This is a genomic window from Campylobacter sp. P0103, from assembly GCF_002139545.1.
GTDB classification, from domain to species: Bacteria; Campylobacterota; Campylobacteria; order Campylobacterales; family Campylobacteraceae; genus Campylobacter; species Campylobacter devanensis.
Window position 1 is genome coordinate 277,548 of the sequence record NZ_MJKG01000001.1, and the last position, 24,426, is coordinate 301,973.

The window sequence follows — 24,426 nt, forward strand, 5'->3', positions numbered from 1 at the left end:
TTTATATAAAACTTGGTGCATCATTACTAAATAAAATCAAATCTCCACTTATTGTATGTTGTGCTAAAAATTCACTCATCTTAGATTTGTCAAATAGACGCACCACTTCAGGCCTAGTTAAATCTAAAACCAGCTCAGACTCATTTAACGCACTTGTTATTACTACAATATCAAAGACTTCGTTTATTACCTTTGAAAGCTTGCGATTTACTCCGCTTCCACCCTCAACAATTCCTGGTGTTAACAAGATTTTACGCCCCTTAAATTCACTCACCAATCTATAGCTTGCTATCATTCCTTGCAAATTTCCATTAAAACTATCATCGATTATAATCTTGCCACCAGCATCAATTCTTTGAAGCCTATGTTCTACACTCTTTATGTTATCTAAGCTTAAATTTTTAACCCCAACAGCACTAGCGGCCAATAATGCAGCTCCAAGGTTATAACTATTAAATTCGCCAAGTACTTTAGCGCTAAAATGGCTCTTTTGATTATTTAATTTCATATCAAACTCAACCCCATCAAGACTACTTTTGACCCCGCTAATTAGTTCATCATAAATTACTGCTTTGCCTTGTAAATTTGTAGAACTATGAGCTATACAAGTAGCTAGACGGTTTGAATTTAATGCTTCAAGCTTAGCAGTTCTTACTTCATCAAGCGAGCCAAAATACTCTAAATGTGCCCCACCGATCTGCCCAATCACCACAATATGAGGATTTATAAATTTAACAATCTCATCAATATCACCGCGCAACCTAGCCCCAGCCTCAACAATATAAATCTGGCAATCACTTGGTAAATTTTCATTAATATCACGAATAATTCCAAGCAATGTATTTACACTTCGTGGAGTTTTATGAGTTTTTAACTCCTTGCTAGCTATATCATAGATAAAGTTTTTAATACTTGTTTTACCAAAACTTGCCGTTACTAAAATAATTTTTAAATCACTCATTGAATTTAGCTTTGTCTTAGCGATTTTTTTGTATCTAATAGCTATAATTTTTTCACTCAAACCACTTAAAATCAATGAAAAAATAATACTAAAAATTGTATGATAAATAGCATTTTGGCTATATGGGCAAAAAGTAAATAATACAAAACCAGCAATCAAAAAAGCAAAATACCGCTTCACTCTAGCAGTCATTACAACCCTCTTATCCAATCGATACGCCCACAAAGCTAAAAGAGATATATAAATTACTGCTAAGCAAATTTGATAGACATAATGCCAGCAAAACGCCATTATAAATAGCGGTAAAACGATAAAATATATATGCCACATCGGTTTAGTATAGTGAAAAATCACTCGCTTAATTTTATAACTAAACCACTGCAAAGCGCTAATTAAATAGTATCCAAGTGCCATAGTAAAACCAAATTTAGCAATAGTTGAGATTACTAATTCTATAATCATTATCGATCCTTTTTAGTAGTTTCAGTTATGATTTTAGCAATGTATTTACTATGCTGCAAGAAAAAGAAATGATCACCATCAAGCGAATAAAATTGATTATTTTTTATTAATTTAGCTATATTCTCTCCGCTACTAAGCGGCGTAGCATCATCGCTAATCCCCCAAAAAATAAGTGCGTTACTGTTTAGACTAGCAAAAATATCGCTAAAATCTTCATCTACGACATTTTTAAGCGTCTCGTACATTATTTTACTCATTCCACTTATATCTTTTGTAGCAAAAATTCGCCAAAATCTTCCCAATCCAATACTCTTTAAAATCTTAAAAATAGCAATTTTTGCTCTCACGCTAAAGCGTTTTTGTTTAATTATTCCAGCACTACTAAGCAAAATCAAATATCTTGGATTTAACAGCGCTGCTATCTTTCCACCAAAGCTATGACCCATAACTATCTCAAACTCAATTCCTAAACTACGAATAAATTTGCTCACGATATTAGCATAATCATTAGTACAAAGTGGTGCTTCTAAAGTACTACTAAGCCCAAATCCAGGTAGATCTAAATATACGCAGTTAAATTGATTCAAATATTTACTAAATGCTCTTTTCATCAGCTCTTTATTTGCTCCCCAGCCGTGCAAAATCAGTATATTTTTAACTCCATTTTGCCCTATTATTTCATAGCTTAGAGAATATTTTAATCCATTATATTCTATCTCTTTTATCGCCATTTTAGCTCTCTTTTTTTCTATTATAAATTGCTTCTAGCAGCGTTACGGCCTCGCTTAGACGCTCATACTCTTCCATATTTATCATCACCGCTTCAAAGCGGTTATTTTTGACGATGAAGGCACGCTTTTTTTTAGCCTGTGAGATATCATTTAAAATCGAGCTAAAATTTCGCACCATCTGTGTGGCAGTATAAATTTCATCTTTGCTAAACTTTGCCATCGATGCCCCTTTATGTAGAATTATACATAAAATTATACATAAATTTAACTTTAGTAGTGATGAATTAAGCAGTTAGAGCCTTAAATCAAGGCTCTAAAATTAGGCTAATTTGCCCTTATTACTAGTAATCGAGTGAATATATTTATAATCAATTGGGATTTTTTTCTCTACTTTTATATTGCTTGCAAGTCTAGCTAAAGATGCGCTAAAGTCGCTAAATAAATAGTTAGCCAAACTGCCCGGATTTGGGTTAATCTCATTTAAATAAACCTCATCGCCAATAACAAAAAAATCACATCTAATAAGCGCTCCATCAAATCCACCGCCGACATAAATCTTGCTAAAGGCTTCTTTAATCTTATCTTTTAGCTCTTTACTAATATCAGCCTCATTTGAGCTTGAGCTTGCAAAGCTCATATATTTTTGCTCAAAATCTAGCATTTTGCCTTTTTTAGGCTCTTCGATAATAGATAGCTCGAGATTTTGCCCTACTCTAAATCCGGCTAAATTAAACTCCCTAACTCCATCTATAAACGGCTCAACTAAAATCTCACTATCAAATTCAAATCCAACATCTAATGCATAATCAAGCTCTTTTTCATTGCTTACAACACTTACACCAATACTACTGCCAAGATGGGAAGGTTTTAGAATGTATGGCAATGGTAAATTTGGCTTTTGATCCCTATTAATCACCTCATATTCTAGCGTTTTAACTCCGCATTTTAGTGCTAATAACTTAGTCAAAACCTTTGAGTAGCTCATTACGCTTGCCTCAAGTCGTGGGCCAATAAATTTAAGTGAATAAAACTCAAACATTCCAGCTATTTTACCATCTTCGCCATCACAACCATGAATTAAATTTATATAACAATCTACGCTAATTTCTTTAACTCCAAATATTCCATGAGTTACAAATCCACCATGCCTTAGATAGAGTTTTTTACATTTTTTATATTTTTGAGAGCTAAAAAAATTTGCTCTCATATCGCTTGGATTGATTAGATAAAACTCTCTATTAGCATCAACAAATATAAATTGTAAATCTGCTTTTAGCGCTTTTTTGATTGCTACAGCAGAAACAATGCTAATCTCATGCTCCCAGCTTGCCCCACCAAAAACTATACCATAATTCATCACTATCCTTTAAGCCAATATTTTAAGCGCCTCTTTAATTAAAGAGGCCGTATCATTGCTAGTACATTTAGCTAGTGCAGCACTTATTTTATCACGCTTAAAGCCTAAACTCTCTAGCGCCATAAAGGCCTCGCTACTACTACTGCTAGCACTACTTATCTCGACTAATTTTGCATCACTCAACTGGGCTATTAATGTTCTAGCAGTTTTTGGTCCAATCCCTGGAACTCGCTTTAGTACAGCATCATCCCCATTTATAACAGCAGCGCTAAATTCATCAGGATTAAGAGATGAACAAACCGCCATCGCAGTAGAAGCACCAATACCATTAACTTTTAAAAGCAGTTCAAATATTCTTTGTTCACTCTCTTTTAAAAATCCATATAATAAATTTGCATCTTCTCTAATAATCTGCGTAATATATAACTCTATATTTTCTCCCTTTTGCAAAGCTGCACTAGTAAATAAAGATATATTTACTCCATACGTGATTCCAGAGCACTTTATCCAAAGCTGAGTTGGTTCTTTTTTTGTAATTAACCCTTCGATTGCCTTTATCATATCTCATTTGACCTTTTTATCTCATATCCATTCACGCCAGCTTTGAGAGTCATTACTCTAATAATCTCATTCTCTTTAGTGCTGTATTTTATATCAATTGGCGGTTCAATAAGTTTAAATTTAATCTCATTTAACTCAGTCCAACGATCCCTATTTATAATTTTAGCATTAAAGATTATACTCTCCATACTTACTAATTCATCTTTTAGTGTTGCTAATTCTGATTGCTTAGAATTTATGCTTTTTAAAATTTGATTATACTCGGCTACCAATCCTTGAAAATCTTTTAATTTTTTCAAAAATGCAGCTGGTGGAGTAGCGCCTTCTTGTCTCATTTGCATAAGGCGCTCTTTTATCATATTGATAGAATGTTTATTACTATCGATTATATTTCTTTTAAATTCAAGCTCTTTTGGAAGTGCTTTTAATTCATCTTCTAAAACTTTCATTCTTGCGCTATGAGCGGTTATATCCCCATTTGCATTTAGTACATTCTTAACATCAACAATAAATTTATTATTATCACCTTTTAACTCTTCAAGACTAATCAATGCTGAAGCTTTTAGCGTTGAGTTTGAGTGCAAAGTCTGTATATATATCTCATCGGCTTCTATATCTCCGCCTAAAACACGATTTAGATGAACTACCTTGGCTCGCACTCTGCCACCTTCTAATCTATCTATGCGAGCCTCATCACACTCTAAAAATCCCATATGTAACGAGATATTTGCATTTTGCGCATATATCTTTGATTGGGCGTGAGTATTGCCCTCAATTACTACGGTTTTAGCCTTTATAACTGCATCAGGACCTACATTTCCACTAGCTCTTACTTCAGTAGTCTCAACTTTCATTCCAGCGCCAATAGCATCTTTTAAGTAATTGCTCTCCTTGACATTTATCTTTACATCAGATGCTAAATCAGTAGTAATCGAACCGGTTGATTTTAAATTTATCGCATTTACATCTAATTCTTCTTTAATATCAAATTTATTATTCTCTTCACTTACATAACCGCTTTTTAAAGCGATATATTTGATACAATCTACAACCTCATCTACTTTAATATTTGGTCCAACGGTTATTTGAACCTCTTGGGTAGTTTTTGGATCATCAACTGGAATTACTTGGCCTTTTAGATTTTTACCATGTTTACCGCGTATTGGTTTTAGGTATTCCATTATTAAATCACCTTCTAAAACACTATGTAAAAATCCCCTATCTATATCTCTTCTGCCTTTGGTCTTATCATCACCAGTATCTTCTTTGCCATTATTTTTATAGTATTTAATTAGCTTATCATCTGTAGATGGTTCTGGTTCTACTCCAGTAGCAATTACTATAGTTTCAGATTTATCTATTATCTCTTTGATTCTTAAGATTGAGGTTAATTTGGATATTTTTTTTCTAAAACCATGATCTCTAATACCGATTAAAAATCCAGCCTTTAGCATCTTTTTATATATTGCATTTACTAGTTCTTTTTCAAATGTTGGTGTATACTTTGCTAATGTATCTTCTTTTATCGTGACAGCAACCTTGGTACCAGTTCGATTGGCTCCTAGACTAATTTTAGGTAGGTGAGCCCTACTCTCTTTTCTAATATCATAAAATTTAACCTTATAAGATTGAATGATAAATAACTTCTCATCGACAAAAAATGCATCATCATCAAATATACTCATATCAGTAGCTAAAGCCATATCGCTTTGTGGGTTATTTTTATAGCTGGTATAAATCTCTAAAATATCAAAATCTAAATATTCTGGCGGTACTCCCATACTTCTAGAAACGGCATTAAAATCATCAAAAGGGTTCTTGCTATCTTCTACCATCTATAAAACCTTGTGAATTACTTTTTTAAATTTAGCAATTATAGCTAAAAAAGATAAAACGGCTTTTAAGCCTAAATATATTATACTTTTAAAATCTAATTTTTGGAGTGTAATTTGAAACAAAAGCTAATTTTAATCGGTGCATCCACTGGCGGTCCAGGTCATCTAAAAAAGCTTCTAACTGGTATTACTTTGCCATCATATGCCTCCATTATTATCGCTCAACATATGAGTAAAAATTTTGTTGGCTCTTTTGCTAATAGGCTTAGCCAAGAGCTAAACTCAGAAGTTGAGTTGCTAAATAATAAAGTAACACTAAAAAACAAAATCTATATCTGTGAGCAAAATAGCATTATTTTAAATTCTCAAATCCCAACTGCAAATATTGATCAAAGCGGAATTACTACTACATATAATCCAAATGTAAATATGTTATTTAAATCGGCTGTACCAATTTGCAAAGTAATTGATGTAATGGGAATACTGCTAACTGGCATTGGCGATGATGGTGCTAGTGGATTAAATGAACTATATAAAGCTGGTGCAAAATGTATAGCAGAAAATGAGCAATCAGCTATAGTTTATGGAATGCCTAGGCGTGCTAAAGATATAAATCCAAATTTAGAAATTGCCAATTTAGATATGATTAGAACAAATTTGCAAAGGTTTATCATATGAGCGACTTTGAATGCAGTATTAATGATCTTTTAGAATTTATCGAGCTAACTAAAAAATACAGCGGCAATGATTTAATAAGCAAAAAAGAGATTGTAAAAAACAAAATAGCTCATTTTGCCAAACATAAAAAGATAGATAGTATGCATACCTTGTGTGGCAAATTTCAGCATGATAAGATCTTTAGACAAGAACTTTTAAATTTAATAACCATAAATGAGACATATTTTATGCGTGAGCTAAATCAGCTAAACTCAGCTATGCAATATGCCAATACTCTAAGCATAAGTGGTAATACAGTTAAAATTTTATGCGCTCCATGTAGTAGCGGAGAAGAGGTGTATTCGCTTGGAATTTTAGCTAAAACCATTGGAATTGATAAATACCGTCTAAAAATCACTGGAATTGATATAAACTCTGATATGATTCAAAAATGCAAAGAGGGAATTTATAACGAACGATCAGTCAAAAATATTAGGCAATCTCAAAAAGAGATATATTTTAAAAAAGTCAATTCTGATTATAAAATTAAGCAAGAACTAATGCCAATGATTGAATTTAAAACTATAAATATATTTAATGATTCACTCTTTGCACTTGGGCAGTTTGATATTATTTTATCTAGAAATATGATGATATATTTTGATGAGAATTACCGACTTTTAACTATTGAGCGATTTGCCAAAATTTTAAAGCCACATGGGCGAATTTACTTTGGTAGTGCTGATTTGGTACCATACTGCGATCTATATAACAAAATAATAGATCTATCAGGTACATACTATGAAAAGGTATAACGCCTATATATAATAAAATAATATAAAGCACCAAATAAAAATATAACTGCCATTAAAAAGGTAATCATCGCTAAACTTATACCACTTTCATAAAGTATCCCAATCATAAAGGATATGGTAGCAGATACCAAATAATATACCATATCCTTATAGGCTATTACTCTACCATAAAATCTCTTATCACAGCTATTTTGTAACATTGTAAAAGTATATGACCATAGTGTAGATGTACAAAATCCAGCCGCTACTAGCCCAATTAACCCTAAATAATAATCAAACTGCAACACAGACCACAACCCAATACCTAAAAATTCCCCAATAAATAACCATATCAGTGTTTTATTATCTATAAATTTGCTCAAAATCATAGGCCCAACTACTAAAGAAATCGCCCTAGTCATATTCATAAAACCAATTATAAGAGAAATACTCATAATCTCCTTATACTGATACTTTGCCATTAATGCTACTAGATTATCATACGCAGTTACCCCAACAAATGAATGCAAAAATATTATATGCATTAAAATTGGATTTGCCTTTATATACCCTAGCCCATCTTTCATCATATTAAAAATATTTTGACTAGTTGTTTTAATAACTACTGGTGCTTTAAGCCTACTAATAAGACCTAACCCCACAATATAAAGTCCAAAATCAAACAAAAATGACGCCTTTATCCCAAAATAGTGGATAAAAATCCCAGCTAACCCCATTCCAGCAGTATATGAGACTGCCCAAATGATAGAATGAATCTCATTAGCTAATTTTAAATTTTTTTTAGTCATCAAATTTGGTAGTAGACTCATCTCAGTTTGAAAATAGACAACCCCAACACCCATCCGCACAAAAATAATAATAAAAAGCAACCAAAGCAACGAAATATCATCTATAAAAATCAGCATAAAAACAGTAATAATCTCTATAAAAAGCATAAACATCATTAATTTTTTAGGGCTAAATTTATCCACAATAACACCATTTATTGGTGCTAGTAATACATTTGGGATAAATGCCATTGCAGCAGCTAAAGTAATAGCCCACACAGGTGCATCAAGCTCAATAAGCAAAGCAAAAATCCCTGTATGAGAAAACCACATACCAAAATAACATATAAGCTGCACTGAACTTAATATTCTTAAATTTGGTTTATATCGAAGTAAAATATAATATTTTTTCAATTATCAACCTTGTTTTGATTATTTAACCACTTTAATTTAAAGTGCAATAATACATATTTACAAATAAAAAAATAATAAAATACAGTAAATAGCATTAATGAGACAACAAGAGAAGTTTTGATTTTCTTTAATTACGCTCTCTTTACAATTTGAATAAGCTTGAATTTTGCCAGTTTTTGATACAATACGCTACAAAAATTTTAAGGAAATTAAGTGAGTAGATTAAGTGTTGATGAGGCTCTAGACCTTATCAAAAATGGAGATTTAAGAGAGCTTGGAGAGTTAGCCAGTGCTAAAAAATTACAGCTACACCCTGAAAAAATTACAACATTCATTGTCGATAGAAATATTAACTACACCAATACCTGCTGGGTTGATTGTAAATTTTGTGCCTTTTATAAACATGTTAATGAAGAGGATGCTTATCTACTAAGCTTTGATGAAATCGATCGCAAAATAGATGAATTAATTGCAATTGGTGGGACTCAAATTTTATTTCAAGGTGGCGTCCATCCAAAATTAAAAATACAATGGTATGAAGAGCTAGTCTCTCACATTGCTACAAAATATCCAAATATTGATATCCACGGTTTCTCAGCTGTAGAGATAGATTATATCGCAAGAGTCTCTAAAATTTCGATTCCAGAGGTTCTTTTAAGATTAAAAAATGCTGGATTATACAGTATTCCAGGAGCTGGAGCTGAAATTTTAAGCGATAGAGTTCGTGATATCATTTCACCTAAAAAATGCTCTAGCAGCACCTGGCTAGAGGTGCATCAAAAGGCTCATAAAATTGGTCTAAAAAGTACAGCAACAATGATGTTTGGTACAGTTGAGAGCGATGAAGAGATTGTAGAACATTTAGATAAAATCCGTACTCTTCAAGATGAGACTGGTGGCTTTAGAGCGTTTATTTTATGGAGTTTTCAATCAGCTAATACTAAGCTCATTGCCGAGCATCCCCACATTAAAAAGCAATCACCAAATAGGTATCTACGCCTACTAGCCGTATCACGACTATTTTTAGATAACTTTAAAAATATACAAAGTAGCTGGGTTACACAAGGCTCATATATAGGACAATTAGCCCTTAAATTTGGTGCAAACGATCTTGGTAGTACAATGATGGAAGAAAATGTTGTAAAAGCAGCAGGTGCTAGCTATAGAATGAGTCAAGCCCAAATGATAGAGCTTATCAAAGATATTGGCGAATTTCCAGCTAAACGAAATACAAATTATGATATTTTGGAGAGATTTTAATCTCTTCTTTTTTAAATTTACCAATAAATTTAAAAATTTTAAAATATTGCAACACTATAAATAAAGCTTTTATCGCTACATTTTATAATCTCTCCAAAAGCTCCCAAACTCTCATCGCTAGCCATATCAAGCGCATAAAATCCTAAATTTAAAAGCTTTACCCTAGCCTCTTTTAATGTCCAAATTTTATAAAATTCAATCAGTTGATTTTTAGAGTTAGCAACCCTTAATCTTTGTTCTTTACTAAAACAAAAATCTATATGAGCGCTAAAATTTCTATCTTTTATCAACTCTAAATCTACCCCTACCCTAGTAGTGCTAATAGCCAAAATAGCACAATTATCGCTATGGCTTAATGAGGTATATCACTCAAATTTATCTAAAACAAATTTAAGATACCAAATTTTCATTACTTAATCTTGCTATTATAAGTAGCATACAAAAGAGCAAAATATGCTAACAAAAACATACACAAAGCCGTACTAACTCCAAAACTAAACACTGCATAAGTATTACTAAAACCAAGCATTCCAAAAGATATAATACTAGTTAAACTAGCCAAAATAATACCAAAATATCTCTCACGCAAAGCCAAATTTAAATTACTAGCAAACAGCACATAATCCACCCCAATAGTACTAGCTAAAATAAATCCAAAAAAAGTGTTATCTCATCAAATATTAAAAATCCACCACTAAGCCCACATAAAAAGCTAAAAATAATGACAATAATAAGCTTAAATATGCTATAACTACCAAATGCTAAAATCAACAAAATTCCAATCATTTTTGTTTAGCATTTTCTTTAGCAGTTCTATAAAACTACAATAGCTTAGAACTACTAAAATTATCACCTAAAACCCCATAAGCAAAGTAATAGATGATGGAGGCAAATTTAATCAATGATATATTTCCTAATACTTCATGTAGCAGCACAAAGGGGCTAATGGGGCATACGCTTGGTGCTGCTGGTGCATTAGAAGCTCTAATCTGTGCTAATATTATAAATCAAAGCCTACAAAACAATCAAAGCCAGCTACCACCACACTATTATGATGGAATATATGATAAAGAGTTGCCCAAAATTAATCTAACTAGGCTAAATACAAATTCAAAAATCAAAAACTGCCTATCAATCTCATTTGCCTTTAACATTTATCTCTTTTAGTGGTGAAAGCAAGCAGTGCGTAAATCTGCTTAAAACATTAAAAGATGATTTTATATATCCTACTGCTTATGCCTTAGGCTTGCTTTTAGATAAAAATGCTGGACGAATTTGCTCACTTGAGTTTAATCAAAATCAACCAAAAAATTTGCAAATTTACACAAGTGCATTTAGCCTATTAAAAGCGTTAAATAATAATTTATGCTCTAATTGGAATATAGATTCTACTCTTAGATGGAGCTGGACTTTAAATGATAGTAATTAGAATTTTGCTTGTTGGATTTTTATTTTCTTGGTTTGGATTTATCTGTTTGATTGGAAATATTATTTTTTTACCATTAATTGTCATTAGGTTAAATAGGATTAAATTCTTTGAAAATATTGCTAGAGATTTAGTCTATTTAGCATGGAAATTTTTTATATTTTGTAAAAAAATTTTAGGCTATTTAGATTATGAATTTAAAGACTGTAGTCGCCTTGGAAAACCTAGCCAAATAATTATAGCCAACCATCCATCTCTTTTAGATGTTGTCTTTATCCTCTCCAAGGTGCGTCGTATAAACTGCGTAGTAAAAAGCGACCTAGCTAAAAATATATTTCTAAGTCCTGCTATTAAAGCTGCTAACTATATCGTAAATAGCGAAGATGAAGAGCTTTTAAACAAAAGCTTAAGCGTACTAAAATCAGACGATAGCTTGCTTATATTTCCTGAAGGTACACGCACAAAAGATAGTATAAGTTTTCATAAAGCACCATTTTATATAGCAATTCATGGAGCAAAAATACTCACACCAATATTTATTGATATGAATCCACGTTCACTCCAAAAAGGAGTTAAATGGTATAAAACACCAAAAAGTAAGATAAAATATCAAACACAACAAAGCTAATGCAATTATATATAAATTCACTCCAAAAAAGAGTTATAGAAAATCCGCAATTATGGTTTAATTTTTACGATTATTGGAATCAAGATGTTAAAACGAAGATATGAATTTAAAGCTGAATTTTTTGATACTGATCCTATGGGGATAATGTGGCATGGAAACTATGTAAAATATCTAGAGATGGCTAGATGTAAGCTACTTGATGAGATTGGTTATAACTATGTTAAAATGCAAGATAATGGATTTACTCTACCTATTGTAAAAATGGATTTAAAATATATAAATCCTATATACTTTAATGAATACTTTATAGTTGAAATCTCAGTAATAGAGTGCGATATAACTTTAAAATTTAAATATACACTATTATCTAAAGATGAGCTTACAATAGCTAAAGCAAGCACAACTCAAGTAGCAGTAACGCTAAATAAAGAGACACTATATTCTATTCCAGATGATTTAAAATTTGCATTAAATCAATAAATTTATTAAAAATTAATATATATATATAATTGCAGTTTTATTATAATTTTAAGGAGTTTTGATGTTTAAGAATTTTCTTTTAGGATTAGGTTTAGCAGTAATGCTAAGTGGATGTGCTACGATTTTTGGTCAAGGTGGTTATGATTATTTTGATATCACTTCAGACCCAAATGAAGCTAAAATAATCATCACCGATTTAACTACAAATAAAGTAGTGATAGATACCAAAACCCCATTCGAGATAGACCTAAAAAAATATAATGGCTATTTTTCTGGTAAATCTTATAAAGTTTTAGTAAGCAAAGAGGGGTATAAAGATATTGAATTTACTATTGATAGTAGAGCAAATGGAATATACTTAGCTGGTAATTTAGTATTTGGTGGTCTTATAGGTTGGCTAGTTGTAGATCCGCTCACAGGTGCAATGTGGACACTAGATATATCTAAAAATCCAAATATAGAAAATAAAAGCAACAATGTATCTATCAAACTAATTAGCGATTTAACAGATGACCAAAAGCAAAATCTAAAACCGATCGCCCAATAAATCTAAATAAAGCATATCTAAATCAGATATGCTTTAATTTTTATATAAATTCAAATTTAAAAACTAAATCTCTCAATTAGATCGCTATGATACTTTTTAGCTACATCTGGATGAGATCTAATCATTCTTTTAAAATAATTTTCTGCAACATTTCTAAGTAGTGGATTTTTAGGGTCTGTATCTACTCCGGTACTCTCTTTTTTAAGGTGCTCTGGCAGTTCTAAAATCGGTATATCCTTATCAAGCTGAACACCCAAAAAATACGCTATAGAAAATCTCTCATTAGGGGTTAAATTTACTCTATGGATAGTAGCTTTTAGATAGCCATTTGTAGCAAGTTCTAAAAACTCACCGATATTTACCACCACAGAGCCCTCCATCGGTGGCACATCAATCCACTCGCCATTTAATAACCCTTGTAATCCCGACTCTTTATCTTGTAAAACAAAGGTGATTAGTCCCCCATCTTTATGTGATCCAACACCTTGAGTGTTGCCATCAAATGCTGGCGGATAGCGTAATAATTTAGCATGAGCGTATGAGTTTTTTCCATAAAGTTTATCAAAAGAGTCTTGTGGCAACTCAAGAGCTATAGCAAATCCTTTTAGAAGTTTTAAAGTCGCTGTGCTTGTTTGTTCAAACCACTCATTAAAAACAGTTTTAAGCTCTGGAATCTCTTTGGGAAATAAATTTGGGCCTTGAATTCTCATCCAAATAGGCGAGTTTATATCCCAATTTAAAGCCTCTTTATCGCTTCCAGCGTCGATTTGCTCTCTATAATCCTTGCTGCCAGCTGTATATTCACCACCCTCTTTTGAATAACCACGAAATTGTGGCGATTTAAGCATCGAAATTTGCTCTTTTTGTTCTAAACTTAGAGCAAAAAACTCCTTGCTAAGCCTTTGAAGCTCTTTGCAAAGATCTAAATCGATACCATGATTTATCAAATAGCAAGTCCCAAAAGTAGTAAATGCTCCCTTTAAATCTGCTATAAATTTTTCTTGATTACTATCTAACTCACTTAGGTCAAGTACTGGTATATTCATACTTTTCTCCTTAGTTTAAATTTAAAATTCTCATTTTATCATATCTTTTATAATAAAATAGAATATATTAACCAAATTTATGTAAAATTAATTCATAATTTATTAAGAAAAAATATAAAAAAGGATAAAAAATGTTCAAATTCTTTACTAAAAAAGCGCTACTACCCCCCCCCATATCTTTAAACGATGAGCTTGAGCGACTACGAATACAAAACCAAGAACTCCTAAAAACCAATAAAGAACTAAAAGAACAGATAAAAGCACTCCAAGAAAACCCAAAATCTAACTACTATGAAGCATTTCATAATATTACAATGAGTATGACAAATAGCTGTGTATCAAATTTAAACCTACTCCAAAGTGAATTTAGCGACTCTATTACACTACTAAATGATACTCAAGAACTATCAACTAAAAATCAAAAAAATACTATAAAAATTCAAGATATGCTTCTAGATGAGTTAAGCCATATGGAGGATAGATTGCAAGATTTTCATGAGACAGTAGAGCAAGTACAAAAAGATTTTGTATCTATCTCTGGTGTAATTTCGCTAATCATTGATATATCTGATCAGACAAATTTACTAGCCTTAAATGCTGCTATAGAAGCAGCACGTGCTGGAGAACATGGTAGAGGCTTTGCCGTAGTAGCTGATGAGGTTAGAAACTTAGCTGAGAGAACTCAAAAGGCTACAAAAGAGATTGAGATGAATATGGCAATAGTTCAACAAAATTTTGCTAAAATGCAATCTGCTACTGATGATGTAGTCGAGCATATGCGCTCTTTAGCTAGTCGTAATGAGACAATGAATGATGTTCATGAACTATCAAATACGATTAATTTCAACTCTCAAAAGGCACTTTCTACTATATTTATCAGCCTTGTTAAATTAGATCACCTATTATTTAAAGTTAAAGGTTATAAGGCGATTTTTGATGAAAACTTAAATGAAAAATTTGCCGATTGCCATAGTTGTCGTCTTGGCAAATGGTATGAAACAGGACGCGGCAAAGAGCTATTTAGCAAATATCAACACTATGCTAAATTAGAACCAGTTCATAAAGATGTTCATGAAAATATCGCCAACGCACACAAAATAATGGTAGAACACGGCAAGACAAATGGGTGTTTAGATAAAATTTATAAACAACTAAATGCAGCTGAGAGTGCAAGCAAATCTGTTATAGATATTTTAAATACTCTATTAAATGAGAGAATTATGGAGTTAAAAGTTAAATTTAATAAAAAATAACTATATCAAAATAGTGTTGGCTCATCTATGCTTTGAGCCAATACAGCCTCTACATCTTCATAATTTTCAAAAACTAAAGCATATCTAAACTCATCAAGTTTTTTTATATCTTCTATATCATTATATACAAAATCAGCCATAAACGCTACACTACTACTAGCCCTAGCACAGATAATAATATCACTAAATTTCTGCCTTAAAAGCGTAGCCTCTAGCTTAAAAAGCTCTTCATCGCTTTCGCAAATTATCGCTCTATGACTTTGGCCAAATTCTTTAATCACAAAAAATTTATCAACAAAAATCGCCCTAAAATGGCCAAATTTATCAAAACTATAAACCTTAAATCCCACACCATACTCATCAAAAAACCTCATCACACAAACTAAATCTTTTATAAAAATATTAGGAAATTTAAGCTCACTATAGTAATTATTTTTAAATAAAATCGTAGTGTAAAAAAGCGATCCATTATCCATAAGCTCATAATGTAAATCGCTTAGACTATCATCGCTTAAACTTGCATGAGAAAAGCTAAGCCTATCAATCATCGCCTCATCATAGCTTAAAACTACCATATCGTTTTCTGCCTCAAGTATCTGCATAAAAGCTTTACTAATATCACAGCTAAATAGACACATCGATCTAGGTAGATATAGACACTCCAAAATCGAGCTTTGTAACTTTGTAAGATAGATGAAATTTAGCTCTTTTTGTGCTGAGAGAAATCTCATCAATCTTATCATCGCCATAACCACACTATCAACTTTGATTATTGCTATTTCATCATCTTTGCTATTTAAGCTCAAATCAGTGATAATAGCATAAGCTCCACTTTTGATAGCAAGCAATGCGTCATCTATCGTCGCATTTAGAGCAAAATAAGCCATGCCAACTTTAACCAAATTTGGATCTAGACAAAATCCATTTATCATACTGATTTTTGGGCTATTTTTTAATTCGCCATTTAATAGCGTGGTTAGGTTTTCTATTCTCATCTATCCTACAATTGCTCCATTTTTTACACTTGCGTGAGTGCCTAGAAGCGTTAGGCTCCCATCTTCAGCGCTAAGAATCATGCCTTCGCTTAAATGCTTAAATATCTTAGCTGGTTTTAAATTAGCTAAGACACAAACTTGTTTGCCTATTAGGCTTTTTGGCTCATAATACTTAGCTATACCGCTGATAATCTGTCTTGGCTTCTCTTCTCCTAAATCAATTTTAAATTTAAGTAATTTATCGCTACCTTCGATATTATCGCATTCTAAGATAGTTCCTACCTTTATAACACACTTTTTAAAATCATCAATTTTGATCTCTTCATCTTTTGATTTAATCTCATCTATTTTAGCCACCGGTGCTGGCGCCATCAGCTCGTGTTCTATCTTGGTAAATAGAGGAGTTGTGGCGTTGGCTTTGAAGTTGATTAAATTTGAGTTTATTATAAGCTCATTATAGTTATTTGTATTAATTTTAAATTCCAAAGTATCGGCTATTTTTTGGGCAGTTTGTGGCATAGCTGGACTTAGTAAAATAGCAACTCTAGCCAAAAGATTTGCCACCAATGCCACCAAGGCATTGGCTTCATCAAATTTATTATTCTTTACCAAATTCCAAGGCTCATATTTAGCGATAGTGGCATTTGCTATATTTAAAACCTTCCAAAGCTCCTCTAAATATCTATTTGGCGAAATTTCATCTAGGCTAATTAATGCTTGATTTATGTGAATTTTAGCACTCTCAAGCTCATTAGAATAAAATTTATTTACATTTGTTGAGTCAATTATATTATCGCAATATTTAGAGCTCATACCCACTATTCTACTTAGCAAATTTCCTAAATCATTGCTCAATTCGCTATTTATACGATCTATCAAGGCTCTTTGCGAAAAATCCCCATCTTGACCAAACGGCACCTCTCTTAATAGAAAATATCTAAACGCCTCTAATCCATAAGCATCGGCCACCTCTTTTGGATTTACCACATTGCCAAGGCTCTTGCTCATCTTAACCCCATCTCTAGTCCACCATCCATGCGCTGCTACGCTTACAGGTAAAGGCAAGTCAAGACTCATCAAAAATGCCGGCCAATAGACCGCATGAAAACGCAAAATGTCCTTACCAACTATATGTAATGTGTTATTCCAATACTCCATTCTCTCTTCATCTCTGGTGTATCCTAAGGCTGAGAGATAATTAACTAGCGCATCTAGCCATACATACATCACATGTTTTGGCTCATTTAGCTCTTTTGGTAGTTTAATCCCCCACTCAAAGCTGGTTCTAGTGATAGATAGATCTTTTAGACCGCCTTTTACAAAGCTTATAACCTCATTTTTCTTGCCTTTTGGTAGGACGCATTTGTCATTTTCATACCATTTTAACAATCTATCTTGGTATTTTGATAGAGCAAAAAAGTAACTCTCCTCTTTTACCAACCTAGTCTTTTTACCACAATCAGGACAGCACTCATCATCTATTAGCTGATTAGCAGCAAAAAAGCTCTCACAACTCACGCAATAACTACCCTCATACTCGCCCTTATAGATATCTCCATTTTTAAGCATTTTAGTAAAGACATTTTGGCTAGTTACCTTGTGATACTCATCAGTTGTGCGTATGAAGTGATCATAGCTTATACCAAACTCATCCCATAAAGCTCTAAATTTAGCACTTATCTCATCTGCGTACTCTTTTGGGCTTTTGCCTCTAGCCTTAGCGGCCTCTTCTATCTTTTGGCCATGCTCATCAGTCCCTGTCAGAAAAAAGACATCATCGCCCCTTAAGCGATAAAATCTAGCCAAGGTATCGCAGATTATCGTAGTATAAGCGTGTCCTATATGTGGGACATCATTGACATAATATATTGGTGTGGTTATAAATTTTTTCATCATCTTCCTTTAAATTTGTTAAAAATCAAATTGGCCGCCACGGCCTTCATTCATCTTTTCATATGTGGATTTGACATAATTTTCCCTTATATCGCACTCAAAAATCCTATCACAATCCATACAACTACTTAGATTATTTGCCTTTTGACAATCTTTAAGCCTATTGGTGTGGTTATAAATTTTTTCATCATCTTCCTTTAAATTTGTTAAAAATCAAATTGGCCGCCACGGCCTTCATTCATCTTTTCATATGTGGATTTGACATAATTTTCCCTTATATCGCACTCAAAAATCCTATCACAATCCATACAACTACTTAGATTATTTGCCTTTTGACAATCTTTAAGCCTAGCTGTGGCAATATCAAATTGTAAAATTACAAACTCCTTAATCCTATCACAGCCAAAGACTCGTTGACACTTTGAGCAGCTATCTCCGGATGAGTTTTGAGCGATACAATTTTTTAGCGCTATCTTTTTGGATTCTAGCTCATCAATAGCGCTAAATTCGGTTATTTCAGCCATTTTTGACTCTATCAATCTCAAATTTAGACCCAAAATAACAAGGCGTAGTTTGGTGAGTCTTTTCAATTTTGATATCTAATAAACTATCATTTACCCCATCAGTTGTGGCGCCACCAGCTTTTTCATATATATAGGCAAATGGTAAAACCTCAAAAGTAACCCTAAGCTTGCCATTTGGTGCATCAGGTGTAGCTGGATAGCTAAATAGCCCACCGCCTTTTAGCAAAACTTGATGAAGATCGCTTACCATAGCGCCACTATATCTAAGCCTATAGCCATCATCAAATAACGATTTTATCATAGCTCTATGAGAGTCGCTCCAGCCCTTTTGTGTGCCACCTGTGGCATTTATCTTGCCTTTGTCTTTTAGCTCTAAATTTTTGATAAATTTAAACTCATTATCTCTATTTAACCTAAATAATCTCACGCTATCATCGCACACTACCATCTCAAGCCTTGGGCCATAAACTACATAAATCGCCCCTACTAAACTCCTAGAATCCAAAGAGCCTTTATAAATCCCAAATATAGACCCAACAGCGAAATTCACATCCACCAAGCTACTACCATCAAGTGGATCATAAGCTATGATATAATCTGCATTTGAGTTTATCTCTAAAATAGACTCTTTTTCTTCGCTGATTATAGCTTTGATATTGCTAAGTTTTTTCAATCTATTTTCTATTATCTCATCGCTTAAAATATCAAGCTTTAATTGAGTATCACCTGTGGAATTTGAGCTTTGAGCATAGCTAAAATCACCATATTTTAGTAGTTCGCTAATCTCTATAGCGATATCTTCAACTGCTTTTATAATCTCTTTCATTTTACACCTTTTTTGCGTTTTTATCTATCCATTTTATAATTCCATCTATATCATCAAGACCAAATTTATCCCCACAAGCATCAAACTCAACATTGCTAGCAAAAGCATCACTAAATGGGATAAAATCATCTATAATCTCATCTCTAAATATAGTAATTCTAGGAAGTTTTAAGCTCTTTAAGCCCTCAATTATCAAATAATCAAACTCACCAAAATGAGCCGCTAAAATCTCTAGCTCACTATCAAAATTATCCAAATTTGGCTCAAATTTCTCATTTTTATCTCTGTGTGATTGTGAGTTTATCCTATCTTTACCACCAAATAGTCCACTTTGTAAAAAAATTGATGTTCTATTTGGGCTTACTACTGCGACATCTACGCCGATACTACTATATATATAGCTATCCTTGCCAGGATAATCAAATTTTGCCTTATCGCCTGGATCGTGCTTTGTTATCACAACCTTAAATCCACGAGATATAAGCTCTTTTGCTACCTTAGATATGAGCGTTGTCTTGCCACTTCCACTAGCTCCGCTAAAAGCTACAGCCAATCTTTTAATGATATATCCTTTTTGAATTTCTCATAATTTTAGCCAAAAAAATCTTAAAAAATGAAATTATAAATTTATTTAAAATAGCGTATCAAATCGCTAAAAACCTCATAAAGCTTCTCTACTTCATCTATGCTTACTCTCTCATTGAGTGCGTGAATTCTATCATTTACCACGCCAAATTCCACCACAGGCACCCCAAAAGCCGCAAAATACCTAGCATCACTTGTCCCACCAGTCGTGCTAAGCTCAGGCCTAACCCCGCAAATTCTATTAATGCTATCTATCAAATTCGTAACAATTTTGGAATCTGCATCTGTCAAAAATGGCTTTGAACTCTCCTTAAGAGTTAGCTCATAATCAAGCCCATTAAATATATGCTCACAATATTGCTTAACATCTTCATAGCTTGTTAGGTCTGAATTTCTAATATTAAACATTATTTTAAGCTCACTTGGCGTTACATTACAAACTTCCATACCGCCCCTAATATCAGTGATTACTATCTTTGATGGATCAAAATATCTACTTCCAGCATCCATATCATATCCAGCAAAATTAGCCAACACGGCACTTGCTTGATGGATTGGATTGATACATTTAGATGGATAAGCCGCATGACCTTGAATGCCCTTAACTTTAATAACACCATTGATAGAGCCACGGCGACCTATCTTTATCATATCGCCAATTTTATTAGTAGATGTAGGCTCGGCCACAATAGCAAAATCAGGTAAAGAGTTATTATCTTGTAGATACTTTAACGCCTCTTTGGTTCCATAAATTCCATCACCCTCTTCATCGCTTGTCAAAATAATAGTTAAACTCCCATCAAATTCCCTAGCATCCTTACACGCTTGTAATATTGCTGCTACTCCACTTTTCATATCTTGAGTGCCTCTAGCATAGATATATCCATCTTTTTGCTCTGGCTCAAATGGATCACTACTCCATCCATCTCCTGGTGGGACTACATCGATATGCCCAGCAAAGCATAAATTCACCCCATCGCCAAATTTTTTACTAAGGATTAAATTCTTAACCCCATTAATATCCAAAAGCTTAGCATCAAACTCACTCATAAGTAGCGTGATGTAATTCATAGCACCATCGTCATCTGGCGTGATACTTCTAAATTTCAATAGCTCTTTTAAAAGCTCTATAACTTCCATTTTAACCCTTTAAAAATGTATTAAATATCAGCATAATAGCAAATCCCGCCATTAAAATCGCTGAGATATATGCAAATGCCATTTGAGTTTTTGCCCCTATAAATTTGCGTGAGCGACTAACTATAAAAGACAAAAACACCACCTAACTCACTATACTAACAACCAACCCAGTAAATCCAATAATCACACTATCATCACCACACCGCTAACAGAGAGCCAAAAGCCAATTATATATGGATTTAAAATATTCATTAAAGCCCCCTTAATAAAACAGCTCCAAAATCCCCCAATTCTATCTATTATAATTTCACCACTTTACTACCAAATCCACCCTCGCTTGGCGCCCCATCTTTGAAGGCTTTAACACTTGGATGGGATTTTAAAAACTCTTTTACGGCATACGCTAGCTTGCCTGTGCCAATACCATGCTTTATTAAAACCTCATCAAATCCAGCTATCAAGGCATCAGAGATAAATTTATCTAATTTTTCAATCGCCTCATCGCTCCTAAGCCCATGAAGATCTATCATCACGCTAGCAGAGTTTGGGCGAGATAGGCTTATATTTACGCTTTTTTGGTTATTTAATGGGCTTTGATTAGTAGGCTTTAAAAGCGATATTGGTACTCTTAGATTAACCCCATTGCTATCTATAATAGCATCATTTTTACTAAGGCTTAAGACCACGCCTTTAATCTTATCATATTTAACTCTATCGCCTACTTTTAGCTCTATTGGCTCACTTAAAACCGTAGGTTTTTGGATAGATTTTGCTATGGAATTTGCGTTATTTAGGCTTCTTTGTTTCTCTTTTGTATCTTTGAGATTTATCCCTCTTTTGGCCTCATTTATAGCTTTGTAAAATTCAGTTTCTAATGAGCTTAATCTCGCTCTTAGCGTCTCATCGGCTCTGATTTTAGCCTCTTTTAAATCCTTTAATAGCTCGTCTAATTTTAGCTCTTTTTCCTCTACGCTTTTAAGCTTTAATTTTAGCTCTAATTCTAAATTTAAAGCCTTAGATATCATCTCATTTAAATTCTCTTTATCATCGCCATAAGCGCTCTTAGCACTTGCTACAAGATTAGCTGGAATTCCATATCTACTAGCAGTCTCAAAGGCGTAAGATTTACCTATAATGCCTTTTAAAAACTCATATTTAGGGCGTGAGTTTTGCTCATCATATAGTGCGGCTATCAGCTCAACTTCGCTATTTTTAGCTAGTAGCATAGCAAGTCGTTTGTGGTGAGTGGTTATAACCATTTTGATATCGCTACTCATCATTGAAGTTAACAACACACTATATAGACTAGCTGCCTCTTCAAAGTCCGTTCCTAGCTCTATCTCATCTACACCGATTAAAATCTGCTTTTTGCCTAAAATTCTAGAAAATCCTAGCATTCTACCAGCAAAGGTGGATATATCATTTTTGGAATTTTGTGGATCTTCTATAATAGCCTCAAACTCTTTAAAGCTACCAATGCTAGATTTAGCGCTATTTATGCTCATAGGAAGTAGATATTTAGCTAGTAATGCCGCACTCAATATACTCTTTAATAGCATACTTTTACCACCGGCATTTACCCCAGTGATTAAGAGAATTTTACCACGAAAATCCACGCTAATACGCTTTGGATTTTTAAGTGCTGGATGGGCAAATTCACTCAAAATTATATCCTTACTAGAATTAGCTAAAACAAAGCTATAATCCCTGCTCTTAGCAAAGCTCACCCTAGCAATCAAGCTATCTATATAATCAAAAGCTGAATTTATAAATTTCAAAAATGGTAAATTTTTATGAAAAATAGCGCTAATTATCTTAGCATGCTCAAACAAAATCTCCTCTTTTTTATCCATTAGATCGCTCTGTTCGCTCTTTAATTTACTGACAATATCGGGCAAAACATAGAAGTATCCACCGCTACTTCTAGCTATCACTGTGCCTTTTAAAGCGTGATTAAATCCGCCACGCACCAAAAGAGCTTCATTTGAGTTGATATAGTGAATTTGAGTATCGACTAGATATGGGCTTAGACTTTTGGTATAAATGAGCTTTTTTAAGCTCTCATCTATCTGCTTTTTTTTATTTTTATAAGCTTCGTTTATAGATATCAAACGCTCATCAATGCTCTCTTTAAACTCCCCATTTTCATCAAAATAGTCACAAATTTTATCAATACTAGATGGAATTTCAATCTTATCTATATATCCACGCATTTTATCACCGAAATTTTGCGATTTTAGGTAGTTAAAATACTCTATAATCTTGCTAAATTCATATATCTCGCTGATATGTAAAACAGCTTGTTTAGATACTCTCATCAAGGCATCATCTAAATTTGCTATCTCTTTTGGGCTTTTTAAATTTAGAGATGAAATCTCTTCTATTTTTTCATAATTTACCCTGCTATCCCCACTTATAAAAAGCGATTTAGGCCTAGCTAAAAATTCATTATACGCACTCAAATACTCGCTTAAATCCAACTTCTCAAATAGCTCTTCCATAAAATCTCGCAAAAAATAATTTAAAGCTCAATTATACTAATTTTGGCTTAAATCTATCCATTTTATGGGCGTTTGAATTAAATTTAACTTATCAAATTTAAATCTAAATTTAATAAATTTAAAAATATATTAAATTACTTTATATTGACAAATAGCTATCTTATTGATATAATTCTCGCATTAAAAGATTAATATATCTTTTTACTATATTTTAATAAGGAGATAAAAATGGCAAATTGTGCTATAAATTCATGTACTAGACTAGACCCGATAGATAAAGCAGGTCTAGAGGCTCTAATCAAAGCTGGAAAAGAGAATCCAGATGTTATTAAGACACTTAAATGTCGCACAGTCGCAGAGGGCAAGTTTCGCCACGCAAACTATATAAGAAATCTACCTGCATACATAGTAGATGAGCCACCAACGCTACTTGGAGAAGATACCGCACCAAATCCTAGCGAAGCTGTTTTGGCTGCTCTTGGAAGTTGTATAGCAGTAGGAATCCACGCAAACGCAATCGCTCAAAATATAGTTATTACCAAACTTGAAGTTGAGCTTGAGGGAGACCTTAATATAACTGCAGTTTGGGGAACTGGCGATCTAAGCGAAAAGCCACTTGGATTTACAGATGTAAGAGTAAATGTGATATTAGAAAGCAACGCTGATAAGGCTAAACAAGACGCCCTAATAGCTCACGCTTTAAAATACTCACCAGTAGCAAATACTTTGCTTAGAAATGTAAATTTAGAAGTTAAATAAGGA

The 24,426-nt window shown here is 33.0% G+C and carries 28 protein-coding genes and 1 pseudogene; 11 read left to right on the plus strand and 18 right to left on the minus strand.

All coding sequences use genetic code 11. From position 1 onward, the window contains the following. Position 1: 1 nt before the first annotated feature. From CIGNP103_RS01425 to CIGNP103_RS01450, 6 genes are all read right to left on the minus strand, one after another. Positions 2–1,423 (minus strand): Mur ligase family protein, encoded by a 1,422-nt coding sequence (locus tag CIGNP103_RS01425; RefSeq protein ID WP_086268446.1) that lies wholly within the window; start codon positions 1,421–1,423, stop codon positions 2–4. Continuing rightward, entirely contained in the window at positions 1,423–2,154 is a 732-nt protein-coding gene (locus tag CIGNP103_RS01430) for an alpha/beta fold hydrolase (RefSeq protein ID WP_086238844.1), read from the minus strand. Before CIGNP103_RS01430 ends, CIGNP103_RS01425 begins: the two co-directional genes overlap by 1 nt. A 1-nt stretch (position 2,155) precedes the next feature. Then, positions 2,156–2,374 carry a prevent-host-death protein gene (locus CIGNP103_RS01435; RefSeq protein ID WP_086224296.1) on the minus strand — a complete coding sequence of 73 codons (219 nt, stop codon included), beginning with the start codon at positions 2,372–2,374 and terminating at the stop codon, positions 2,156–2,158. Between the two features lie 99 nt (positions 2,375–2,473). Continuing rightward, entirely contained in the window at positions 2,474–3,511 is a 1,038-nt protein-coding gene (locus CIGNP103_RS01440) for a D-alanine--D-alanine ligase (RefSeq protein WP_086268447.1), read from the minus strand. A 9-nt stretch (positions 3,512–3,520) separates the two neighbouring features. After that, positions 3,521–4,072, minus strand: a complete 552-nt coding sequence (gene ruvA / locus CIGNP103_RS01445; protein ID WP_086268448.1) for a Holliday junction branch migration protein RuvA — start codon at positions 4,070–4,072, stop codon at positions 3,521–3,523. Continuing rightward, entirely contained in the window at positions 4,069–5,907 is a 1,839-nt protein-coding gene (locus CIGNP103_RS01450) for a flagellar assembly protein A (RefSeq protein WP_086238847.1), read from the minus strand. The genes ruvA and CIGNP103_RS01450 overlap by 4 nt, the downstream gene beginning before the upstream one ends. Before the next feature lie 114 nt (positions 5,908–6,021). Between CIGNP103_RS01450 and CIGNP103_RS01455 the strand changes: the two genes are divergently transcribed. Beyond that, positions 6,022–6,585, plus strand: a complete 564-nt coding sequence (locus tag CIGNP103_RS01455) for a CheB methylesterase domain-containing protein (protein WP_086227150.1) — start codon at positions 6,022–6,024, stop codon at positions 6,583–6,585. After that, positions 6,582–7,379 carry a CheR family methyltransferase gene (locus CIGNP103_RS01460; RefSeq protein ID WP_086268449.1) on the plus strand — a complete coding sequence of 266 codons (798 nt, stop codon included), beginning with the start codon at positions 6,582–6,584 and terminating at the stop codon, positions 7,377–7,379. The genes CIGNP103_RS01455 and CIGNP103_RS01460 overlap by 4 nt, the downstream gene beginning before the upstream one ends. Here the strand turns inward: CIGNP103_RS01460 and CIGNP103_RS01465 are convergent. Then, positions 7,364–8,560 (minus strand): MFS transporter, encoded by a 1,197-nt coding sequence (locus tag CIGNP103_RS01465; RefSeq protein ID WP_086268450.1) that lies wholly within the window; start codon positions 8,558–8,560, stop codon positions 7,364–7,366. The two genes, CIGNP103_RS01460 and CIGNP103_RS01465, sit on opposite strands and share 16 nt — an antisense overlap. A 213-nt stretch (positions 8,561–8,773) precedes the next feature. Here CIGNP103_RS01465 and CIGNP103_RS01470 point away from each other — a divergent pair, with 213 nt between their 5' ends. Beyond that, the gene (locus CIGNP103_RS01470; RefSeq protein WP_086227153.1) at positions 8,774–9,820 is read left to right on the plus strand and encodes a dehypoxanthine futalosine cyclase; all 1,047 of its coding nucleotides are present in this window, start codon (positions 8,774–8,776) and stop codon (positions 9,818–9,820) included. A 38-nt stretch (positions 9,821–9,858) separates the two neighbouring features. Here CIGNP103_RS01470 and CIGNP103_RS01475 read toward each other — a convergent pair whose 3' ends face one another. Continuing rightward, positions 9,859–10,149: a 4'-phosphopantetheinyl transferase superfamily protein gene (locus tag CIGNP103_RS01475; RefSeq protein ID WP_180382819.1), complete on the minus strand. Its 291-nt coding sequence runs from the start codon at positions 10,147–10,149 to the stop codon at positions 9,859–9,861. A gap of 80 nt (positions 10,150–10,229) precedes the next feature. Beyond that, positions 10,230–10,439 (minus strand): hypothetical protein, encoded by a 210-nt coding sequence (locus tag CIGNP103_RS01480; RefSeq protein WP_086241213.1) that lies wholly within the window; start codon positions 10,437–10,439, stop codon positions 10,230–10,232. Positions 10,440–10,702: 263 nt separating this feature from the next. Between CIGNP103_RS01480 and CIGNP103_RS01485 the strand changes: the two genes are divergently transcribed. The 5 genes from CIGNP103_RS01485 (at position 10,703) to CIGNP103_RS01505 (ending at position 12,901) form a co-directional block, all read left to right on the plus strand. Then, a complete protein-coding gene (locus CIGNP103_RS01485; RefSeq protein WP_180382818.1) occupies positions 10,703–10,987 on the plus strand; it encodes a hypothetical protein in 285 nt (94 codons plus the stop codon). Next, positions 10,962–11,249 (plus strand): hypothetical protein, encoded by a 288-nt coding sequence (locus tag CIGNP103_RS01490; protein WP_086241211.1) that lies wholly within the window; start codon positions 10,962–10,964, stop codon positions 11,247–11,249. Before CIGNP103_RS01485 ends, CIGNP103_RS01490 begins: the two co-directional genes overlap by 26 nt. Continuing rightward, complete coding sequence (locus CIGNP103_RS01495) at positions 11,236–11,874, plus strand: lysophospholipid acyltransferase family protein (RefSeq protein WP_086268451.1); 639 nt, start codon at positions 11,236–11,238, stop codon at positions 11,872–11,874. The genes CIGNP103_RS01490 and CIGNP103_RS01495 overlap by 14 nt, the downstream gene beginning before the upstream one ends. Positions 11,875–11,958: 84 nt before the next feature. Continuing rightward, positions 11,959–12,354 (plus strand): acyl-CoA thioesterase, encoded by a 396-nt coding sequence (locus CIGNP103_RS01500; RefSeq protein ID WP_086268452.1) that lies wholly within the window; start codon positions 11,959–11,961, stop codon positions 12,352–12,354. 61 nt (positions 12,355–12,415) lie between these two features. Next, entirely contained in the window at positions 12,416–12,901 is a 486-nt protein-coding gene (locus CIGNP103_RS01505; RefSeq protein ID WP_179187310.1) for a hypothetical protein, read from the plus strand. 56 nt (positions 12,902–12,957) lie between these two features. Here the strand turns inward: CIGNP103_RS01505 and CIGNP103_RS01510 are convergent, their stop codons facing one another. Next, complete coding sequence (locus tag CIGNP103_RS01510; RefSeq protein WP_086235244.1) at positions 12,958–13,947, minus strand: isopenicillin N synthase family dioxygenase; 990 nt, start codon at positions 13,945–13,947, stop codon at positions 12,958–12,960. A gap of 470 nt (positions 13,948–14,417) precedes the next feature. Between CIGNP103_RS01510 and CIGNP103_RS08250 the strand changes: the two are divergent. Together CIGNP103_RS08250 and CIGNP103_RS08255 are read left to right on the plus strand one after the other, a co-directional pair. Next, positions 14,418–14,723, plus strand: a pseudogene (locus tag CIGNP103_RS08250) (methyl-accepting chemotaxis protein); the annotation flags it as partial. 30 nt (positions 14,724–14,753) lie between these two features. Continuing rightward, positions 14,754–15,200: a CZB domain-containing protein gene (locus CIGNP103_RS08255; protein ID WP_236844801.1), complete on the plus strand. Its 447-nt coding sequence runs from the start codon at positions 14,754–14,756 to the stop codon at positions 15,198–15,200. A 5-nt stretch (positions 15,201–15,205) separates the two neighbouring features. Here CIGNP103_RS08255 and CIGNP103_RS01520 read toward each other — a convergent pair whose 3' ends face one another. The 8 genes from CIGNP103_RS01520 to CIGNP103_RS01550 all read right to left on the minus strand — a co-directional run bounded on the left by CIGNP103_RS01520 (position 15,206) and on the right by CIGNP103_RS01550 (position 23,664). Next, on the minus strand, positions 15,206–16,195 hold the full coding sequence (locus CIGNP103_RS01520; RefSeq protein WP_086268454.1) for a hypothetical protein: 990 nt from the start codon (positions 16,193–16,195) through the stop codon (positions 15,206–15,208). Further along, on the minus strand, positions 16,196–18,088 hold the full coding sequence (gene metG, locus CIGNP103_RS01525) for a methionine--tRNA ligase (protein ID WP_086233293.1): 1,893 nt from the start codon (positions 18,086–18,088) through the stop codon (positions 16,196–16,198). Positions 18,089–18,294: 206 nt separating this feature from the next. Next, the gene (locus CIGNP103_RS01530; RefSeq protein WP_086224248.1) at positions 18,295–18,612 is read right to left on the minus strand and encodes a hypothetical protein; all 318 of its coding nucleotides are present in this window, start codon (positions 18,610–18,612) and stop codon (positions 18,295–18,297) included. Continuing rightward, complete coding sequence (locus CIGNP103_RS01535; RefSeq protein ID WP_086252516.1) at positions 18,605–19,438, minus strand: class 1 fructose-bisphosphatase; 834 nt, start codon at positions 19,436–19,438, stop codon at positions 18,605–18,607. The genes CIGNP103_RS01530 and CIGNP103_RS01535 overlap by 8 nt, the downstream gene beginning before the upstream one ends. A gap of 1 nt (position 19,439) precedes the next feature. Further along, a complete protein-coding gene (locus CIGNP103_RS01540; RefSeq protein ID WP_086252517.1) occupies positions 19,440–20,000 on the minus strand; it encodes a molybdopterin-guanine dinucleotide biosynthesis protein B in 561 nt (186 codons plus the stop codon). Positions 20,001–20,065: 65 nt separating this feature from the next. Beyond that, positions 20,066–21,163 (minus strand): succinyl-diaminopimelate desuccinylase, encoded by a 1,098-nt coding sequence (dapE, locus tag CIGNP103_RS01545; protein ID WP_086268455.1) that lies wholly within the window; start codon positions 21,161–21,163, stop codon positions 20,066–20,068. Position 21,164: 1 nt separating this feature from the next. Further along, positions 21,165–21,296: a hypothetical protein gene (locus tag CIGNP103_RS08345; protein ID WP_272888199.1), complete on the minus strand. Its 132-nt coding sequence runs from the start codon at positions 21,294–21,296 to the stop codon at positions 21,165–21,167. A gap of 166 nt (positions 21,297–21,462) precedes the next feature. After that, entirely contained in the window at positions 21,463–23,664 is a 2,202-nt protein-coding gene (locus tag CIGNP103_RS01550; RefSeq protein ID WP_086268456.1) for an endonuclease MutS2, read from the minus strand. Between the two features lie 228 nt (positions 23,665–23,892). Here CIGNP103_RS01550 and CIGNP103_RS01555 point away from each other — a divergent pair, with 228 nt between their 5' ends. Further along, positions 23,893–24,423, plus strand: a complete 531-nt coding sequence (locus CIGNP103_RS01555) for an OsmC family protein (RefSeq protein WP_086235236.1) — start codon at positions 23,893–23,895, stop codon at positions 24,421–24,423. Positions 24,424–24,426: the final 3 nt, after the last annotated feature.

Bases quoted from the DNA above. Each gene is read 5' to 3' on its own strand.
- CIGNP103_RS01425 (WP_086268446.1), bottom strand. From the start codon at position 1,423: ATGATTATAGAATTAGTAATCTCAACTATTGCTAAATTTGGTTTTACT.
- CIGNP103_RS01430 (WP_086238844.1), bottom strand. From the start codon at position 2,154: ATGGCGATAAAAGAGATAGAATATAATGGATTAAAATATTCTCTAAGC.
- CIGNP103_RS01435 (WP_086224296.1), bottom strand. From the start codon at position 2,374: ATGGCAAAGTTTAGCAAAGATGAAATTTATACTGCCACACAGATGGTG.
- CIGNP103_RS01440 (WP_086268447.1), bottom strand. From the start codon at position 3,511: ATGAATTATGGTATAGTTTTTGGTGGGGCAAGCTGGGAGCATGAGATT.
- ruvA (WP_086268448.1), bottom strand. From the start codon at position 4,072: ATGATAAAGGCAATCGAAGGGTTAATTACAAAAAAAGAACCAACTCAG.
- CIGNP103_RS01450 (WP_086238847.1), bottom strand. From the start codon at position 5,907: ATGGTAGAAGATAGCAAGAACCCTTTTGATGATTTTAATGCCGTTTCT.
- CIGNP103_RS01460 (WP_086268449.1), top strand. From the start codon at position 6,582: ATGAGCGACTTTGAATGCAGTATTAATGATCTTTTAGAATTTATCGAG.
- CIGNP103_RS01485 (WP_180382818.1), top strand. From the start codon at position 10,703: ATGGAGGCAAATTTAATCAATGATATATTTCCTAATACTTCATGTAGC.
- CIGNP103_RS01495 (WP_086268451.1), top strand. From the start codon at position 11,236: ATGATAGTAATTAGAATTTTGCTTGTTGGATTTTTATTTTCTTGGTTT.
- CIGNP103_RS01500 (WP_086268452.1), top strand. From the start codon at position 11,959: ATGTTAAAACGAAGATATGAATTTAAAGCTGAATTTTTTGATACTGAT.
- CIGNP103_RS01505 (WP_179187310.1), top strand. From the start codon at position 12,416: ATGTTTAAGAATTTTCTTTTAGGATTAGGTTTAGCAGTAATGCTAAGT.
- CIGNP103_RS01510 (WP_086235244.1), bottom strand. From the start codon at position 13,947: ATGAATATACCAGTACTTGACCTAAGTGAGTTAGATAGTAATCAAGAA.
- CIGNP103_RS08255 (WP_236844801.1), top strand. From the start codon at position 14,754: ATGAATGATGTTCATGAACTATCAAATACGATTAATTTCAACTCTCAA.
- CIGNP103_RS01520 (WP_086268454.1), bottom strand. From the start codon at position 16,195: ATGAGAATAGAAAACCTAACCACGCTATTAAATGGCGAATTAAAAAAT.
- metG (WP_086233293.1), bottom strand. From the start codon at position 18,088: ATGAAAAAATTTATAACCACACCAATATATTATGTCAATGATGTCCCA.
- CIGNP103_RS01530 (WP_086224248.1), bottom strand. From the start codon at position 18,612: ATGGCTGAAATAACCGAATTTAGCGCTATTGATGAGCTAGAATCCAAA.
- CIGNP103_RS01535 (WP_086252516.1), bottom strand. From the start codon at position 19,438: ATGAAAGAGATTATAAAAGCAGTTGAAGATATCGCTATAGAGATTAGC.
- dapE (WP_086268455.1), bottom strand. From the start codon at position 21,163: ATGGAAGTTATAGAGCTTTTAAAAGAGCTATTGAAATTTAGAAGTATC.
- CIGNP103_RS01550 (WP_086268456.1), bottom strand. From the start codon at position 23,664: ATGGAAGAGCTATTTGAGAAGTTGGATTTAAGCGAGTATTTGAGTGCG.
- CIGNP103_RS01555 (WP_086235236.1), top strand. From the start codon at position 23,893: ATGGCAAATTGTGCTATAAATTCATGTACTAGACTAGACCCGATAGAT.